Below are 17,063 nucleotides of genomic sequence, written 5' to 3' on the forward strand. Positions count from 1 at the left end.
TATGCGATGTTCATGCCAATCTCCTGCATGGTACGGCGCAGCGAGGGGATGCCGTACAGGTGCTGGATGAACACAATTTTGAACAATACCACCGGGTCAATGCTGGGACGGCCGTTGTCGCGGCTGTAAAGCGCATCCACCAAGTCGTACAGATGCGTAAAATCCACCGCGCTGTCAATCTGCCGCAGCAGATGCTCCGATGGAACCAGCTCCTCCAAACATAGGATTTCTACTACATTTCTGCGCAATTCCTGCTCTTTTGCTAGCACACGCCGTCCCTCCCCAGTCTTTTCTTATCTTTATTTTACCACACATACGCAAAAAAGCCCAGTGTATACTGGACTTTTTCGACAGGCTGACCAGAATATATCTGGTATGTACAACGAAACTTGCGTTTCGTTTCCCAAATGCATGAAAATTTCTGAAAATAGAAAGAAATCAATTCGAGCAAGATTAAACAGTGGATATACCGTTGATGATTTTCAATCGCTGTTTTCCAAAGCGGAAAGCAGCAGTTTTCTGAAAGGGGCTAATAAAAATAATTGGAGAGCCACATTTGATTGGCTTATCAAGGACGCCAATATGGCCAAGGTGCTGGATGGAAATTATGACGATGTTAAAAGAACTCAGAACGGCTTGGCGGACTGTGGCGGCGAAACAAAATTTGAGGATTTGGAGGTGTAGAACGTGACAAAATCGGAAGTCAAAGAAATGCTGGTCAAGATAGAGCGTATCTTTCCGAGATATTCTCCTTCCGACAAAAAAGGAATCCTAGACGCATGGTACGAACTGTTCAAGGATGAAAAAGCTGAGCAGATGTTCAAAAATCTGAATGCCGTGCTGAAAGAAAAAAGTTATCCTCCTGTTCCGGCAGATATCATAAGCTATCAATGGCCTGTTGAATTAAAAATTGACAAATACGGAGGCATGCAATTGTGAGCAAGACAGAAATTCTGAAATCGCTGAAAATGTTTGTGCCGAGCGGTGATATCGTGGAAATACGGGCGGTCAATGGGAAAAAGACTTCCAGCGGTTATTTTCAGGATATTGAAAAAGCTGCTGATACAGCCTCTACTTTAACCGGAAATATATATTTTGTGTTCAATAAAATCAAAAGCGGTTGTTATTCCAGAGCACAGAGGGAAACAATGGTGCAGAATCCGAAAGAGACAACTACAGATAACGACATTGAAAAAAGAAAATGGATTCTGGTTGATGTCGATCCGAAAAGACCGTCCGGTGTTTCTTCCAGCGACGAAGAAAAAAAGGAGGCTATGAAGGTAATCGGAAGCTGTTATTCCTTTTTGAAGCGGGAAGGATTTACGGAACCGATTCTTTGCGACAGTGGAAACGGATATCATATGCTTTACCGTGTAGAACTGGAGAATACGAAAGAAAACGCCGAAGCGGTTAAGAATTTTTTAAAAGCGCTTGATATGTTTTGCTCTAGTGATAAGGCGGAGATAGATACTGCGGTATTCAATGCGTCAAGGATTACAAAGCTTTACGGAACAAAAGCAATGAAAGGCTCGAATACGCCGGACAGACCGCATAGGGAAAGCAAAATAATCAAGATACCTGATACGTTGAAAATTACACAGAGTGCCAAAATATATAAAATCTCAAATATGATTCCAAAGCCTGAACGGCTTCAATACCCAGCATATCAGGGGGATTTTAATTTAAGAGACTGGATAAGCAAATATAGTCTGCAGGTGAAACAAGAAAGCTGTTTTTCCGGAGGTACAAAATTTATTTTGGAGCAATGCCCGTTTGACGATTCGCACCGAGGAAAAGACGCATGTATCTTCCTGATGGATAATGGCTCCATCGGCTTTAAATGCTTTCATAACTCCTGCAGTGATTACACGTGGCGAGATGTAAGACTGCTTTATGAGCCGGATGCATATGACAGAAAAGAATACGCTCGAAATACGGCTACAGATGATTTCAAGCCGTTGATTGAGATTGAGCCCATAAAGGATAGGTTTCTGAAGCCGTCTCAGATAAGACAAAAGGATAGAGGTCAAATAGTAACTATACGAAGCGGAATATCTATGCTAGACCGAAAAATAATTGGGTTCAACAAAGGAGAACTTTCTATATGGAGCGGTTCTAATGGATCGGGCAAATCAAGCGTATTGAGCCAATTAGCCTTATATGCGGCACAACAGGGATTCAGAACAGCCATATTTTCAGGAGAGTTGCCTTCCTACAAGGTTTTATCATGGCTTCAATTACAAGCTGCTGGAAGAGCATACACGAGACCTACGGAGCACGAAAGCCTTTATCTGGTGGATGAACCTGTAAGGCGGGCTGTTACAAAGTGGCTGGAAGGAAAAGTTTTTATTTACAACAATGACTTTGGCGCAAACTTTGAAAGTGTAATGGCAGCTGTAAAGTCTTGCATTTCAGAAAACAAGATAGATGCAGTATTGATTGATAATCTCATGAGCTTATGCCTTTCCGGCGTTCCTGGAGATAAATACGAGAAACAAACGGCAATCGTCACGGAGCTTTCCAACTTTGCCAAGAATCAGAACGTGCATATTCATTTTGTATGCCATCCGAGAAAGTCTTTAGGGTTCTTGAGAAAAGATGATATCAGCGGCAGTGCTGATCTGACAAACGCAGCGGATAATGTATTTATCGTTCACCGTGTGGGGAATGACTTCCGAAAAAAGACTGCTGAAATGTTTGGCTGGAAACCTGATAATCAGATGTACGATTTTTCAAATGTGATAGAAGTTTGTAAGAACAGGGATTTAGGGGTGATTGATTTTTTCGCAGGGACATATTTTGAGGTTGAGAGTAAAAGTTTCTTGAATTATCCGGAAGAAATGAAACGTTACGATTGGAGCAAGGAGGACTTGCTATGAACAAGTATATGCTTTTTGAAGAGGAGAAGAGGCTTCTGAAAGAACGAAACTTGCCTCCAAAGGAATATGAGCAGGAACTAAAAAAACTAGCTGAAAGGCTAAAAATATGATGATAAACAGGGGGTATTATGGTAATTGACAGAAAAACAACAAAGCGAATCGAATATTACCTCAGAAACTATCAGGCAATCAAAATGGACTTGGAAAACATAAGGGAAGCTAGGGACGATGTGATATTATCATCTCCGCCTCCTTCAGATGGATTGCCTCATGGGACAAGCGTAGGAAATCCGACTGAATCAAAGGCTATGAACCTTGCAAAAATGGAGGAAAACAGGAAATGGATTGACATCATAGACGATACGCTTTTGAAGTTTAAAGGGACGGGAAAGGATAACTTAATGATTTTGAGATATTTTGAGGGAGCCAGCCCATCTAAGACAGCAAGAAAATTATACATAGATATCAGAACCGTTTTTAGGTGGCAACAGGATATTATTTATTATATTGCTTTGCTGTCGGTATCAAAAAAATTAATATCTGTTTGAAAGTGTGTCACTTTTTGAACGAAAATTCATGATATAATGTTAATGTCGAAGTAAAGGGATTACACATCAATCTCTGATTACTGTCACAACTTCGGCATGGTTTCCTCCTAGCCGTCCAGCCACTTCTGGGCGGCTTTGTTTTTGTGAAAATGTCATGGAAAGTCATGACAATATAATATTATAATTCAAGAGCAAAATAAACAAAAAATATATTGTATTTTATCAAAAATGTAGAATAATTAAGTAAAATGTTGAATATTACCACCTCTTGTAGTATTATGTAGGAAAATAATGTTATAAAGGAGTACTCATATGATGAATTCCTACATAGAAAAAATACTAAAGGATAATGGTGTGGAAATTGTTACAGAAGAAATTAATTATTGGTTTGTGAGAACCAATGCAGGCAGATACTTTCAAAGATTTTTTTATGAGAATTATATTGCAATTGGATGGGACGAAATTAGCGATATAGATTTCATAAAAAATAATAATCCTGATGAACTAAAAAAAGTAGTAGAAAATATATATCCTAAAGAAAGGGAAAAAAGGCCTGGATTAATCACAACATATTTAAAACAGTTTGTTGAAAAAATGAATATAAATGATATAATTCTTATTCCTAGTGAAAACTCGAACACTATACTTTTTGGAAAAATTACTAGCGATGTTTATCTATATGAGCCCACGGATATAGAAAGAGCGAGTTTTAAGGAGGATAATATTGAAATACTGCACAAAAGAAGAAATGTGGAATGGCTAACACTTCCTAAATCTAAGTGTAGTCTGGATCCGTATCTAATTGGTATAATTCATTCACATAATACAATTGTTAATGCAAAAGATTACAAAGAATTGATAAACAGAAATCTTTACAGAATGTATTATGAAGATGAACAATTGCATGTTACGTTTAATATAAAAAGAAAGGACCATATTCCGGCTTACGAGTTTAGCAAGCTCATAGGTTCAATTCATGATTATTTAAAATATGTATCTGAAAAGCTTGATGAAAATTTTGACTCATCCGCATTGAGTATAAAAGCGGCGGTTAATTCACCAGGGCCAGTTGAATTTATCACTTTTGGAATAGTTTCTATGATGTGTTTGACTGCAATAGCACTATTTGTCAACGGCGGAAAAACCAAGCTAAAATTGACATTTGGAGAAAAGATCAACTTTGAGTATGAACATGAGGCAACTGGGATTATAGATAATATTCGTGAGTATAAGAGTATGAATTCCAAAAATGATCTCAAAATAAAAGAATTCGAGCAAAAATTAATTGAATCAAAAAAGGCTCTTCAAATAGAAGGCAGTAATGATGGAAATCTGGATGAAAACTAATAGGAGGAGGTATTTTGAAAAATAGTCTTTATTATACTATCTATCAACTCTTTATATTTTGTTTTTTATATGTCTTGCAAAGAATAATTTTTATTCCGATAATAGATAATCATAAAATTTTGTTATTTCGAAGGATTTATTTGCATGAAATTATTTTATTGTTAACAACATATTTTATTTATTGCAAAATTTATACTAAGTTATTTGACATCTCTAACTGAGGTGTCTTTTTTATATGGTACACCGATAAAGCAATGATACAGCGGTGAGGGTGGGTTAGGGGATAAAAGAATAAGCAGGGATATTCCTGCTTATTCTGTGATATTTAGTTGATGTTTCAATCCTTCTTGAAGCGCTGCGGAAAAGTTAATTTTATTTTTTTCTGCCAGCTCATTTAACCAAGATGGGATAGTTACATTTTTACGTACAGTGCGCATTTCATTGACGCGGCGATAAAAATCAAAGTCAACATCGACGATAGATACAATCTCATCTGACTTATGCTTAGGTGTCATAGACTTTGGAATAGGGATTTCATTTCCCGTGTCCTGTCTGCAGATACCCCAAAGACCAATTGCATCACGTGCCATTTCAATTGCATCTGCAATGGTATCTCCTTCTGTGTTAATATCCAGATCAGGAACATAGACAACAAAGCCTTTATCTGCTGGCGATAAGATAATAGGATAAGCACTTTTCATGACGTGTTACCTCCTGTAAGATTTAATATATGGTTGGCAGCGGAGATTGTTTATTTCAATCCCCGCCTTTTAATGATTGCTTTAGCTAACTGCTCATTGATTTCTTTATGCCGTGGTATTGGTTCCATGTGCGTTCCGTCTGTATATATGTCGTGGTTTCCACCGGAGCGAAAGAAACGCCAACCGTTATTTTCGAGCAGTTTGATTAAATCACGCTGTTTCATTAATCTCACCTCTTGATATTATTATACACAAATAATGCGCATAAGTCAATAGGTTTTCCTAAAATAGTTTAAAAAGTTTCAAATATTTTCATGAGACATCTGTAATAATCAGGTGTCTTTTTTAGTTGGTGAAGAATATGAGGAAAAGATAAAAGCAATGGGGGCTGAGATTGCCAGCGCAAACTATCAACAGGAACCAATTGACTTAAAAGGAAGGCTGTACAGTTCTTTTAAGACATATGACAAGCTGCCAAAAGACGAAGAAGGGAATCTGTTGTTTTCCGGCATATTTGCGTACTGCGACACGGCGGACGAGGGAAGCGACTATTTATGCAACATCATATACGGCGCGTATCTCAACGAGGCTTATATTCTCGATGTGTATTACACCAAAGAGGGAATGGAGATAACCGAACCAGAAACAGCAAAAAGATTGCATGAATACGGTGTCAATGTGTCAAGAATAGAGAGCAATAACGGCGGGAGAGGATTTGCAAGAAACATAAGAAGGATTCTTCATGAGACATATGATTCCAATAAAACAACGGTCAACTGGTTCCATCAGAGTAAAAATAAGATTGCGAGAATTCTTTCCAACTCAACGTGGGTAATGAATCACATTTATTATCCGGTTAATTGGCGAGAGAGATGGCCGGAGTATTATAAAGACATGACGAAATATCAAAAAGAGGGCAAAAACGCCCACGATGACGCGCCGGATGCAACAACCGGCGTAGCGGAGAATTTCAATGGAGGTGGTGTTTCCGTATGGTAAACAGCAATTATATAAACCGATTGATTATAGGACATGGAAGCTTTATTGAGGCGGCGAAAACAGCCGAACGGTACTATACAAATAAAAACGATATCAAAAATACAGGTGTTATATGCTATAAAAGACTTATTTATCTGTATAAGTCAAAACGAGAAAAAGAAAGGAGTTGTGCATAATGAAAAGCACAAAAATCACGCCTTTGTATGAGCGTCTTTCCCGTGATGATGAGCTGCAAGGCGAAAGCAACAGTATCACAAATCAAAAGAAACTGCTTGAAGATTATGCAAAGCGGAACGGCTACACCAATATAGTCCATTTTACCGACGACGGTGTGTCGGGACTTCGTTTTGACCGCCCCGGTTTTACTGCTATGATGAAAGAGGTCGAGAACGGCAATGTTGATACGATTATTCTCAAAGATTTAAGCCGTTTGGGGCGAGATTATCTTAAAGTCGGGCAGTATATGGAAGTCCTGCGTCAAAAAGGAGTACGGCTTATTGCCGTAAACGACGGGGTTGACAGCTTTAACGGCGATGATGATTTTACGCCGTTCCGCAACATTATGAACGAGTGGTACGCACGGGACACAAGCAAGAAAATTAAATCCGTATTCAAGGCAAAAGGCAATTCGGGCAAGCACGTTTCAAGTTGTCCGCCCTATGGCTATCTCAAAAGTGCGGAGGATAAAAACAAGTGGATAGTTGACGAGGAAGCCGCCGAAGTGGTACGGCGAATTTTCCGAATGACCGTTGAGGGCAAAGGTCCGTATCAGATTTCGCAAATTCTGCAAAAAGAAAAGGTCGATATGCCTGCGGTACATCTGCAAAAGCATAATGCAGGACTTCATCAGAAAGTCGTATTTGAAAATCCGTACCGTTGGGGTTCGTCAACCATTGCGGAGATTTTGAAAAAATATGAGTATTTGGGGCATACGGTTAATTTCAAAACAAGAAAGCACTTCAAGGATAAAAAGAGCCATTATGTTGACGAGAGCGAATGGGTAATCTTTGAAAACACGCAAGAGCCGATTATCGACCAACAGACATTTGACACCGTGCAGAAAATCAGAAAAAATGTGCGTCGATACCCTAACGGCTGGGGCGAGGTTGCACCGCTTACGGGACTTTTATTCTGCGCCGACTGCGGAGGTAAAATGTATGTTCACAGAACGAATAACGGCAAGCGTGAATCGCAATATACCTGTTCTCAATATTCAAAAGTGCCTGTCGGAAAGCTCTGCAAAACACAGCACAGAATTAAAGAGGCGGCCGTTTTGCAGCTTATATCCGAAATGCTGAAAGAAATATATAATTACGCAAACGAAGATAAAGAACGGTTTGCCGAGATTATACAAGAAGCACAGTCACAGCAAAATCAAGAGGATATTAAAAAGAGCCGCACAAGGCTGGCGGTAATCAAGCAAAGGCTTGCGGAGCTTGAAACGCTTGCTTGCAAAATTTATGAGGACAACGCCCTCGGCAAGCTGTCCGATGAAAGATACGAAACTCTTGACGGGCAATACGCCAAAGAGCAAAAGTCATTAAAGGCGGAAATGTGCGAGCTTGAAACAAGTATAGACGGATATGCAAAAAATGAAAAGTCGGCTGATAAATTTCTTGCATTGCTTGAAAAATATCAGAATTTTGATAACCTCACCATAGCTATGCTGAACGAATTTATTGAAAAAATCCTTGTTCACGAAAGAGCAAGAAAAGGCAGCTCGGACACCACGCAGGAGGTTGAAATATATTTTAACTTTATCGGTCGGTTTGTTCCGCCCGACTTTGCGCAGGAGCCTACGCCGGAGGAAATCGAAGAAATGCGTAAAAAAGAGGAATTAAGGGACAGACTTCACCGAAATTATTTGCGCCGAAAGGAAAACGGCAAGCAAAAAGAATATGAGGAACGCACAAAAACAAAGAAAAAAGCTGAAATTGACGAGAAGAAAAACGCTCTGCGTGCGGAGGATATTCAAAAAGGCGTATTTATCCGCATAGGCGATATGGCGAAAAAAGAGCCGACATTCAGAAAAGCGGCAATTTGACGGAGGTTTTGAAAATGAACAATAAAATCACATACACAAAGGTCGGAGATTATTATTTGCCCGACTTGACTGTTCCAACAGACAAAAAATACAACATCGGCAAATACGGCAGACTTCACGGAAGATTTATCAAGGAAAGCAGGTCTTGCTTTTATACCGCAAAAATGATTGACGGCACTTGGCTTGATTATCTTGCAGATGTTGACAAAGCGGCAAAATCGGAGGTTGAAAGACTTGTAAAGAACTTTGCGGACAATTTGAGCATATCCGAAGAATTAAAGGCAACAGACCAAATGCAATGGGTGGGCTTGATGAACTGCATAAAAGCACAGGCGGAAGAAATCGTGATGAAAAATATTGTTTACAGAGGTGTTGAAAAATGAAAAAAATTAAAACGATGCTATTAACAATAACGACTATAACAGTAATGACGCAAAGCTTATTTGCCGCCGACATTCCCGTTGAAAGCTATCCCGACAATGCCACAGATGAAAGCGTTGCAATAGCTCAAAATCTGATAGGCGGAATTTTAGACGAGGTGCAAAACGGACTTGGTTATCAGCCTGCTTGGTGCAAGGCAAATAACGCCGTATTCGCCGCCGTGCTTGCAAATGAAACAGGCGGTTACGGTTATGCGGATTTAGCAGCCATTGCCCGAAATGCTATACTGCAATGCAGAGATATGTATTTACGCCCCGAATATTACGCCGAAAAGGAAAATACAGTCAGAGCCTTAATATCCGACTTGATAAATGCGGTCGAAATCGGAGCAACGGACTACAAAACCGCCGAAAAACAAGCCTATACAAGAATATATCAAATGGCAGAGCCGACATTTAACCCCGAAACCGACTGCGTGGGGGACTTCTGTTATTGGGATATTCCGCCGATAGACAGCGCATTGCTCACGCAAGCAAGAAAATTACTTAAAAATGCAAGGTCAAGAACCGAGCAGATAACAGAAATACAATGAAATAATATAAACAAATGCAAAGCCGTTTCCGAATGTTCGGAGGCGGCTTTTGACTTGAAAAAATTAAGCAAAAAAAGGAGATTACAACACAATGAAATGCAGACTTACAAAATACGAGAAAGAAACTATAATCTTATTCAACGAAGCCGAGCCTACGGCAAATATTTATACCTACAACAAAGCATTGCAAAACAGGCTTGCAAAATTCAGCAGACAAAACCCGAAATGTGCAAGGGTTGTAACAGCCTACCCCTGCGGTGCGGTATCTTATGAGGTTGACAAAAAGCGGCTGTCTATACGCTTTACTTCCCCATACAGTGAGGAACGCAGAGCAAAGGCAAGAAATTACGCAATAGAGAACAACATAATTTCCAACATAGGCAGTAGACATAAAGAGAACATATAACGGTGGTTTTGGGTCAAAACATCAAGTCAAGACTTGGATGCGAGAGATTAAAAATCTTGTTTTGATATGAGTGATGTATTTATATATTCCGAACAGTTTTATGTGTTAAGACTTGGTTAAAGCTTATAAATTCATTAAAAGGTCTTGACAAACTGTGTCTAATATGGTAGACTATATATGTCGACAACAGTAGATTATATTGGAGGTATGCCTTATGAAACACATAAATATAGGTGAAGCGGAACTTGAAATTATGAAGGTTGTATGGAAAGCAGACGAGCCGATAGGCTCAACGGCAATCGGAAAAGCCGTTGAAGAAAAGGGCTGGAAACGCACAACGATTGCCACATTTCTTGCAAGGCTTGTTGAAAAAGGCGCATTGTCTGCCGAAAGACGGGGCAAGGCATGGTATTACACACCGATTTTAACGGCAAAGGAATATAAAAAATCACAGGTAAAAAATCTTATTAAAAATCTGTTTGACGGCTCAGCCGAAAATTTGGTTGCCGCACTTTTTGAGGAGGAGCAGTTTTCGGAAAAGGATATACGTGAACTGAAAGCGATTTTTGAGAAAAAGGAGGGATAAACTTGATTGGTGAATTATTTAAAGCTCTTTTAATCACATCGCTTGCCGGCTCTGTCCTTGCGGTTGTTATCAGTCTGCTTCGCCCGATAACGAAAAAGATTTTCGGGTATTCGTGGCATTATTACATATGGCTGTGCGTGCTTTTTGTAATGCTTATGCCGGTGCGGTTTAATGTTAATACAACGCCTGCGCCGAACATTGCAACACAAACGATACAGACACAACAAGAGGCTGTCAGTGAACAACCCGAAACAACCGAAAATGTTGTGCAAACAGCCCCGGCTCAAAAGCCGCAGCTTTTGCAGAAAGCAACAGTTATATGGGATAGGATAATTTATAACCGAATGAATATTTTAGCGTATGTATGGCTTATCGGCGCAATAGCTTTAATGCTCTTAAATGTTTTACGGTATATAAGGCTGAATATTGAAATACGCAAAAACAGCGAGGTTATATCCTGCCCCGAAACAGGAGAGTACACCGACAGAAAAATCAATGTTCGGGTATGGGAAAATATTGCGTCGCCGTTTATGACGGGCGTATTCAGACCAATGCTTATTTTACCGAAAACGGAGTTATCAGGCGAACAGTTAGACAACATACTGCGCCACGAAATGACGCATTTTAAGCGGCACGATATTTTATATAAATGGTTTGCCGAATTTGTAAAATGTATTCATTGGTTTAACCCTATCTCGTGGTATGTTTCAAAGCAAATTGCATCCGAGTGCGAAATATCCTGCGATATGGCAGTCACAAAAAATATGACGGGCAGCGAGGAAATGAGCTATGTGAGCACAATTCTTTCCCTGCTTCCGACCGGAAAATCCAAACAGCTTCCGCTTACCACACAAATGGCAAGCAGTAAAAAATTTTTGAAAAGGAGATTTATTATGATTAAGAATAAGAAAACAACAAGCAGATTTATGTCGGTATTGTCAGCGGTCATTGCGGTTATTATGCTTTCGACAACGGTATTTGCAAGCGGCGTATTATCCGATTTGACAACTGATGATTACACGATTGAAATTTTGAATAACGGCGAAAAAATTGAACTCACGAATAAGCCTTTTATCGAAAACGGAGAGGTATATGTTCCGCTTAGGGAACTGTTTGAAAAAATGGGTATTATGAGTAATCCTGAAAATTATATTAATTGGGATAATGGGAAAATAACCGTTTCAATCAACGAGCCGTCAAGAAGCGTAAACGGATATTCGGAATATACTTATCAAATTGAAATCGGTCAGGAAATACGAAAAATATTATCAAATCCGGAACCCATAAATTTTGATGTGCTAATTGTTCCGCCTGTTTTGAAGGACAGCATCACATATATTCAATTAGGTTCTGTATCGGGTGTTTTAAATGAAATTTACGGAACGCACTTATACAAATTAGAATATAACATTTTTGATAAAAACAGAAACGATATAACCTTTTCCGTAACTGATGCATTGGAAATAGAGAAAGATCTGAGAGAAATGTCGGATCCGATAAGAACAGTGGAGTTATTTTTTAAGGCCTTTTATAATCAGGATTTTGAGAAAATGAAAAGATACTGCACTCAAAGCTGTGTAGACAATTTCTTTGGCGATGATTATGTTTTCGGCATGAAAAAAGCAATGCCTTTAAGCATAGCCACAGTTGATAATTTAGCAGAAAAAGGCTTTACTGACGGCGAATGGATTGCACAGCCGAAAGTAAAAATGATACCTGCCGAAAATTCTGTTTTTGACCCGAATCAAACCGAAACATCGTTTTATCTGATATTAAAGCAGCAGAACGGCAGATATTTAATTGATGAGTTTGCAACAGGACTTTAATTAAAAATTATATTTTATAGTTAACCCCACAAGGACAACCGAAAAAAATCGGCTGTCCTTTTTTCATACCCAAAACACAGAAAGGAACGATATTTTATGAAAAAAATTGACGAACAAATTGCAAAAACACAGGCGCAAATCAATCAGCTCAACAACAAGAAAAAACGGCTCATATCGGAGCAAAAGCAAGCCGAACGAAAGAAACGGACAAAACGGTTAATCGAGCGAGGGGCAATTTTGGAAAGCATAATCGGTAACGCAGAGGACTTTTCAAACGAGCAGCTGCAAACGCTTTTAATTGAAATCTTTTCGAGCGAGAGCGTGAGGGCGAAAGTTAAGAATTTACGGGAGCATACGGCGGACGAGGGCAATCCCTTGTTTTAACAAGGGCGCACTTATACACCTTACAGGTGTGTGCGCTCTGCCGAGGGCAAATGAAAACAAATCGGCGTTTCGCATTTGTTTTCATTATGGGGCAACTCTCATTTCCCCATACCCCTTTGTGCTATACGCAAAATAAAATTTGCATATAGCGTCAAAACAGTTTTTGCGAAAACTGTTTTGTTGACTTGATATTTTATATCAAAACAAGTTTGACACAAAATATCAAGTGAAAAATTTGTTGTGCAAAAGGGAGAAATGTATATCAATCCATTGTTTTAATCGGCAATGTATGATATAATTATTGCAACAATAAATCGGAAGTTGACGGAGTAACAGAGTATGAAAATTCGAGAAGTAAATGATAATAAAAAACAATTTATTTCATTGCTACTGTTGGCAGATGAACAAGAGAATATGGTTGAGCGTTATCTTGAAAAAGGTACTATGTATGTGCTTGAGGATAATGAGGTAAAGGCAGAATGTGTAGTTACCGACGAAGGTAACGGAATTCTTGAAATCAAGAATATAGCTGTTGTGCCGAAATATCAAGGGAAAGGTTACGGCAAAATGTTGCTTGACTTCATTGCCTGTAAGTATGCGGGTAGCTATTCTGTTTTACAGGTTGGAACAGGTGATAGTCCGCTTACGATACCATTTTATGAAAAATGCGGTTTTGTCCGTTCTCACATAGTTCCGAGGTTTTTTACAGATAATTATGACCACCCTATATATGAAAGCGGCATACAGTTAGTAGATATGGTGTATTTGCAAAAGCATTTATAAATTCCCGGTTTATACGCAAGTTAAAACTTAATATTACATTTAAGAGCAATCATAAACGGTTGCTCTTTTTTTGTTGCCCGAAAGGAGGTTTTACTATCGCAATCTATCATTGCAGTATAAAAATCATCAGCAGAGGCAAAGGCAAATCAGCCGTTGCAGCCGCCGCATATCGCAGCGGCGAAAAGCTGATAAATAATTATGACGGTATCACGCACGATTACACAAGGAAAAGCGGAATTGCATATACCGAGATTATGCTTCCCTCTCACGCACCGCCCGACTTTCAAAATCGGTCTGTTTTGTGGAACTCGGTCGAGAAAATCGAGAAGTCAAAAAATTCACAGCTTGCAAGAGAAATTGAACTTGCCATACCGAAAGAATTAAATCGGGAACAGCAAATTTCGCTTGTGCGTGAGTATGTAAACGATAACTTTGTAGCTGTCGGAATGTGTGCCGATATTGCCGTTCACGATAAATCGGACGGCAACCCACACGCACATATTATGCTGACTATGCGACCATTGGAACAAGACGGGACTTGGGGTGCAAAATCAAGAAAAGAATACATCACCGTCAAAAACGGCGAGCGTATCAAGCTGAAAAACGGTAATTTCAAAACAAGAAAGGTTGATACGGTTGATTGGAACGAGCAAAGCAAGGCGGAATTATGGCGGTCAAGTTGGGCGGAGCTTGCAAACAAATATCTTGCCAAAAATGAAATCACCGAACGCATAGACCACCGTTCATTTGAACGGCAAGGTACGGAGCAAATTCCAACAATTCATTTGGGAGTTGCCGCTTCTCAAATGGAGCAAAAAGGCATTGAAACCGAGCGAGGAAACATCAACCGTGAAATCAAGGCACATAACAGAATACTTGCTGAGATTAAGGCGAAAATCGCAAGCCTAAAAAATTGGCTTGCAGATATTTTCAAACGCAGAGAGAAACAGCCGCCGGAGCAAAACCTCATTGAAATTTTGCAGGAGTTGTCAAAGCCGCAAAAGATAAATATGCAATATCGAATATACAACCCGAAAAAGCTGGCGGAGCAAATACAATATTTGCAGGACAATAAGATTTTCACAATTCCGCAGCTTGATGAAACGGTTAATTCTGTCTGTGATGAATATGACAATATCCGTATCACGCTTAAAGAGGTTGAGGGCAGATTAAAGAGCCTTGCCGAGCTTGTAAAACAAGCGGAAATTTACCGCAGGCACAGAGAGTTATACAAACAATATCATTCCCTGTCGGGCAACAAATCCGATATGTTCCGTATAAAGAATTATACCGAAATTGCCTTGTATGAAGCCGCTGAAAAATATCTCAAAGAGAATGTAAACGGCAACAAGCTTGAAGTCGGCAAATGGAAAACGGATATTGCAACGCTGACTGAGCAGAAAAACAAGTTGTATTCCGAAATGTATAAAAAGCGTGATGAACTGAAAATTGCCGAGAGCATTCAAAAGAGCGTCGATACCGCATTAAAGCGGCACACAAGAAAACGAAATATCGAGTATGAGAGATGAGCCTATTGAGGCTTATTTTTTTATACGCTGAAAGGAGGTGTTTTAGCTATGGCGATATTCAGAATTGAGAAAACGGCGGACTATACAACAATGTCAAACAGGCATTTTAAGGACAAACGGCTGTCCTTGAAATCAAAAGGCTTGTTATCGCAAATGCTGTCATTGCCGGAAAATTGGGACTACACGCTCAAAGGTCTTGCACATATCAACCGTGAAAGCATTGACGCTATCAGAACGGCAATATGGGAGCTTGAAAAAGCCGGTTATGTAAAGCGGCGGCAGATACGGCGGTCAAACGGCAAAATGGCTGAAATGGAATATGTTATTTTTGAAATTCCGCAAAACACCGATGAGCCGTAGTCGGAAGTACCGATGTTGGAAAAACCGATGTTGGATTTTCCGACATCGGTTTTTCCAACGCAATAAATAACTAATATATAAATAATATAATAAATAAAATATTTATCTGATTAAATACTTATCTTATCCTATCCTATCATTCTTTCCTTGCGAAAGTCTGAAACGGACAGGAAACGAAACGGAGGTTTTAGAATGACTGAAACAAAAACAGAAAACGCTGCTCCGGCAGTAAAAAAGAAAATCGGCAAGACAACCTACATAGTCAAGGTGCATTTCAGCAAGAGTGCCACCGAAACTATGAGCGAAAAAATTGAACGAATGATACGGCAGGAAATTCAGCAGAATTAACAAAATTATCGTTTTTGCAAAAAAAATGATTAAAAAGTCCTTGACAAATTGTTTCCGGAGCAGCCAATCTGTATATGGATGCGCAGATGGCAGAAGCCAATCCATTAAGGACGGCAGATAACCGAATTTCACACAACTGGCATTCGCTTCTTGTGAATCAAAAATGTTCATATCTGTTTACATATCCGCCGACATTTGATGTTGGGGACAAGTCGGCGAATAAAATCATAACCGATACTTTGGGAGATGATTTTCCGAAGGTGTCAAACAAGCTGGCTGTTGACGCCTCCAATGACACGGTTGGATGGCTGCATTACTGGAAAGGGGAAGATAACACTTTCCAATATGCGGCGGTAGATCCGAAACAGATTATTCCCGTTATGTCCGGTGACCTGAAAAATAAGATCATCGGAATACTGAGGGCATATGTAACTGTTAACGACAAAGGCGAAGAGGTCCAACGGTGTGAATATTGGGACGACAAGGAAGTGAAATTCTTTGAAAAAGCTTCAAGCGGCGCATATGTGAATTTCAATTTTCCATCGGTAGGAACAACAATGTCACATAATATGGGAGCGGTTCCGTTTATTCCATTCTTCAATAACACCTATAAAACCTCCGATTTATCCATGTACAAAGACCAGATAGACGCTTATGACCGCACAGTTTCAGGATTTGCAAATGATATTGATGACGTGCAAGAGGTTATTTTCGTCATTAAGAACTATGGAGGGGTAGACCGAGACGAGTTTTTGAGTGACCTGAAAGTCAAAAAAACAATCAAGGTAGAAGGCGAAGGCGGCGTTGAAACGATACGAGCAGAAATTCCTTATGAGGCAAGAGGAGCGTTTCTGGAACTGCTGAAAAAGCAAATATTCATCAGCGGAATGGGTGTTGACCCTGACCCGCAGAAATACGGCAATACGTCAGGTGAGGCGTTGAAATTCATGTATAGCCTTTTGGAGTTAAAAGCTGGAGCAATGGAAACCGAATTCCGTAGCGGATATGCAGAACTGGTAAAAGCGATTTGCAGATTTCGCGGTTTATCCGAACCGAAAAAGATTATCCAGACATGGACGCGCAATGCCATCAAAAATGATTTGGAAACCGCACAGATTGCACAGCAGAGTATTGATGTCGTTTCCAGACTTACGGTTGTTAAAAATCATCCGTGGGTTGAAGACGCTGACGAAGAAATGAAGCAAATGTTTTCTTTTTGTTCTGCAACTGCGAGTCTTTTACAAAGATTGTGTAAACCTCCAAACAGGTATATAATAAATACTGAGTTTGGAGGTTTTACTATGCCAAGAAGAAAAAGAACGCCGGAGGAAATCGCACGCAAAGCAAAAG

20 protein-coding genes and 1 pseudogene are annotated in these 17,063 nt (G+C 39.5%); 18 read left to right on the forward strand and 3 right to left on the reverse strand.

The features are described 5' to 3' along the window. Nucleotides 1-269 (reverse strand): transposase (locus KQI32_RS11825; protein WP_216423449.1); only part of this gene is annotated, 269 nt, incomplete at its 3' end. Between the two features lie 106 nt (nucleotides 270-375). On the opposite strand from KQI32_RS11825, the gene KQI32_RS11830 reads away from it, so the two are divergent. The 5 genes from KQI32_RS11830 (at nucleotide 376) to KQI32_RS11850 (ending at nucleotide 4,774) form a co-directional block, all read left to right on the forward strand. After that, complete coding sequence (locus KQI32_RS11830; protein WP_216425540.1) at nucleotides 376-684, forward strand: hypothetical protein; 309 nt, start codon at nucleotides 376-378, stop codon at nucleotides 682-684. Between the two features lie 3 nt (nucleotides 685-687). Beyond that, a complete protein-coding gene (locus KQI32_RS11835; protein WP_216425543.1) occupies nucleotides 688-939 on the forward strand; it encodes a replicative helicase loader/inhibitor in 252 nt (83 codons plus the stop codon). After that, nucleotides 936-2,879 (forward strand): AAA family ATPase, encoded by a 1,944-nt coding sequence (locus KQI32_RS13600; protein WP_216425545.1) that lies wholly within the window; start codon nucleotides 936-938, stop codon nucleotides 2,877-2,879. Before KQI32_RS11835 ends, KQI32_RS13600 begins: the two co-directional genes overlap by 4 nt. Before the next feature lie 128 nt (nucleotides 2,880-3,007). After that, nucleotides 3,008-3,427 carry a hypothetical protein gene (locus tag KQI32_RS11845; RefSeq protein WP_216425547.1) on the forward strand — a complete coding sequence of 140 codons (420 nt, stop codon included), beginning with the start codon at nucleotides 3,008-3,010 and terminating at the stop codon, nucleotides 3,425-3,427. A 312-nt stretch (nucleotides 3,428-3,739) separates the two neighbouring features. Beyond that, entirely contained in the window at nucleotides 3,740-4,774 is a 1,035-nt protein-coding gene (locus KQI32_RS11850; protein WP_216425550.1) for a hypothetical protein, read from the forward strand. 311 nt (nucleotides 4,775-5,085) lie between these two features. Here KQI32_RS11850 and KQI32_RS11855 read toward each other — a convergent pair whose 3' ends face one another. Further along, entirely contained in the window at nucleotides 5,086-5,475 is a 390-nt protein-coding gene (locus KQI32_RS11855) for a type II toxin-antitoxin system HicB family antitoxin (RefSeq protein ID WP_216425551.1), read from the reverse strand. Nucleotides 5,476-5,525: 50 nt separating this feature from the next. Then, nucleotides 5,526-5,699: a type II toxin-antitoxin system HicA family toxin gene (locus tag KQI32_RS11860; RefSeq protein ID WP_216425560.1), complete on the reverse strand. Its 174-nt coding sequence runs from the start codon at nucleotides 5,697-5,699 to the stop codon at nucleotides 5,526-5,528. A gap of 142 nt (nucleotides 5,700-5,841) precedes the next feature. Between KQI32_RS11860 and terL the strand changes: the two are divergent. The 13 genes and pseudogenes from terL to KQI32_RS11925 all read left to right on the forward strand — a co-directional run. Then, nucleotides 5,842-6,474: pseudogene (terL, locus tag KQI32_RS11865) on the forward strand (phage terminase large subunit); the annotation flags it as partial. A gap of 175 nt (nucleotides 6,475-6,649) precedes the next feature. Then, complete coding sequence (locus KQI32_RS11870; protein ID WP_216425561.1) at nucleotides 6,650-8,518, forward strand: recombinase family protein; 1,869 nt, start codon at nucleotides 6,650-6,652, stop codon at nucleotides 8,516-8,518. Between the two features lie 14 nt (nucleotides 8,519-8,532). Further along, nucleotides 8,533-8,901, forward strand: a complete 369-nt coding sequence (locus KQI32_RS11875; RefSeq protein ID WP_216425563.1) for a TnpV protein — start codon at nucleotides 8,533-8,535, stop codon at nucleotides 8,899-8,901. Continuing rightward, on the forward strand, nucleotides 8,898-9,491 hold the full coding sequence (locus tag KQI32_RS11880; protein ID WP_216425566.1) for a hypothetical protein: 594 nt from the start codon (nucleotides 8,898-8,900) through the stop codon (nucleotides 9,489-9,491). The genes KQI32_RS11875 and KQI32_RS11880 overlap by 4 nt, the downstream gene beginning before the upstream one ends. Before the next feature lie 91 nt (nucleotides 9,492-9,582). Continuing rightward, nucleotides 9,583-9,897, forward strand: coding sequence for a molecular chaperone (locus tag KQI32_RS11885; protein ID WP_216425567.1), 315 nt, complete (start codon nucleotides 9,583-9,585; stop codon nucleotides 9,895-9,897). Nucleotides 9,898-10,111: 214 nt separating this feature from the next. After that, the gene (locus KQI32_RS11890; protein ID WP_216425569.1) at nucleotides 10,112-10,483 is read left to right on the forward strand and encodes a BlaI/MecI/CopY family transcriptional regulator; all 372 of its coding nucleotides are present in this window, start codon (nucleotides 10,112-10,114) and stop codon (nucleotides 10,481-10,483) included. 2 nt (nucleotides 10,484-10,485) lie between these two features. After that, complete coding sequence (locus tag KQI32_RS11895) at nucleotides 10,486-12,309, forward strand: M56 family metallopeptidase (protein ID WP_216425571.1); 1,824 nt, start codon at nucleotides 10,486-10,488, stop codon at nucleotides 12,307-12,309. A 96-nt stretch (nucleotides 12,310-12,405) separates the two neighbouring features. After that, nucleotides 12,406-12,693, forward strand: a complete 288-nt coding sequence (locus KQI32_RS11900) for a DUF3847 domain-containing protein (RefSeq protein WP_216425573.1) — start codon at nucleotides 12,406-12,408, stop codon at nucleotides 12,691-12,693. 339 nt (nucleotides 12,694-13,032) lie between these two features. Continuing rightward, complete coding sequence (locus KQI32_RS11905) at nucleotides 13,033-13,476, forward strand: GNAT family N-acetyltransferase (RefSeq protein WP_216425574.1); 444 nt, start codon at nucleotides 13,033-13,035, stop codon at nucleotides 13,474-13,476. 95 nt (nucleotides 13,477-13,571) lie between these two features. Continuing rightward, a complete protein-coding gene (mobQ, locus tag KQI32_RS11910; protein WP_216425586.1) occupies nucleotides 13,572-15,005 on the forward strand; it encodes a MobQ family relaxase in 1,434 nt (477 codons plus the stop codon). A gap of 48 nt (nucleotides 15,006-15,053) precedes the next feature. Continuing rightward, the gene (locus KQI32_RS11915) at nucleotides 15,054-15,365 is read left to right on the forward strand and encodes a helix-turn-helix domain-containing protein (RefSeq protein ID WP_216425575.1); all 312 of its coding nucleotides are present in this window, start codon (nucleotides 15,054-15,056) and stop codon (nucleotides 15,363-15,365) included. A 192-nt stretch (nucleotides 15,366-15,557) separates the two neighbouring features. Beyond that, nucleotides 15,558-15,713 carry a transposon-encoded TnpW family protein gene (locus KQI32_RS11920; protein WP_216425576.1) on the forward strand — a complete coding sequence of 52 codons (156 nt, stop codon included), beginning with the start codon at nucleotides 15,558-15,560 and terminating at the stop codon, nucleotides 15,711-15,713. Nucleotides 15,714-15,799: 86 nt separating this feature from the next. Further along, nucleotides 15,800-17,063, forward strand: a 1,264-nt coding sequence (locus tag KQI32_RS11925; protein WP_216425577.1) for a phage portal protein, incomplete at its 3' end; no start/stop codon positions are given.

The sequence above is a fragment of the Acetivibrio sp. MSJd-27 genome (assembly GCF_018918095.1).
In the GTDB taxonomy this organism is placed as follows: domain Bacteria; phylum Bacillota; class Clostridia; order UMGS1840; family HGM11507; genus HGM11507.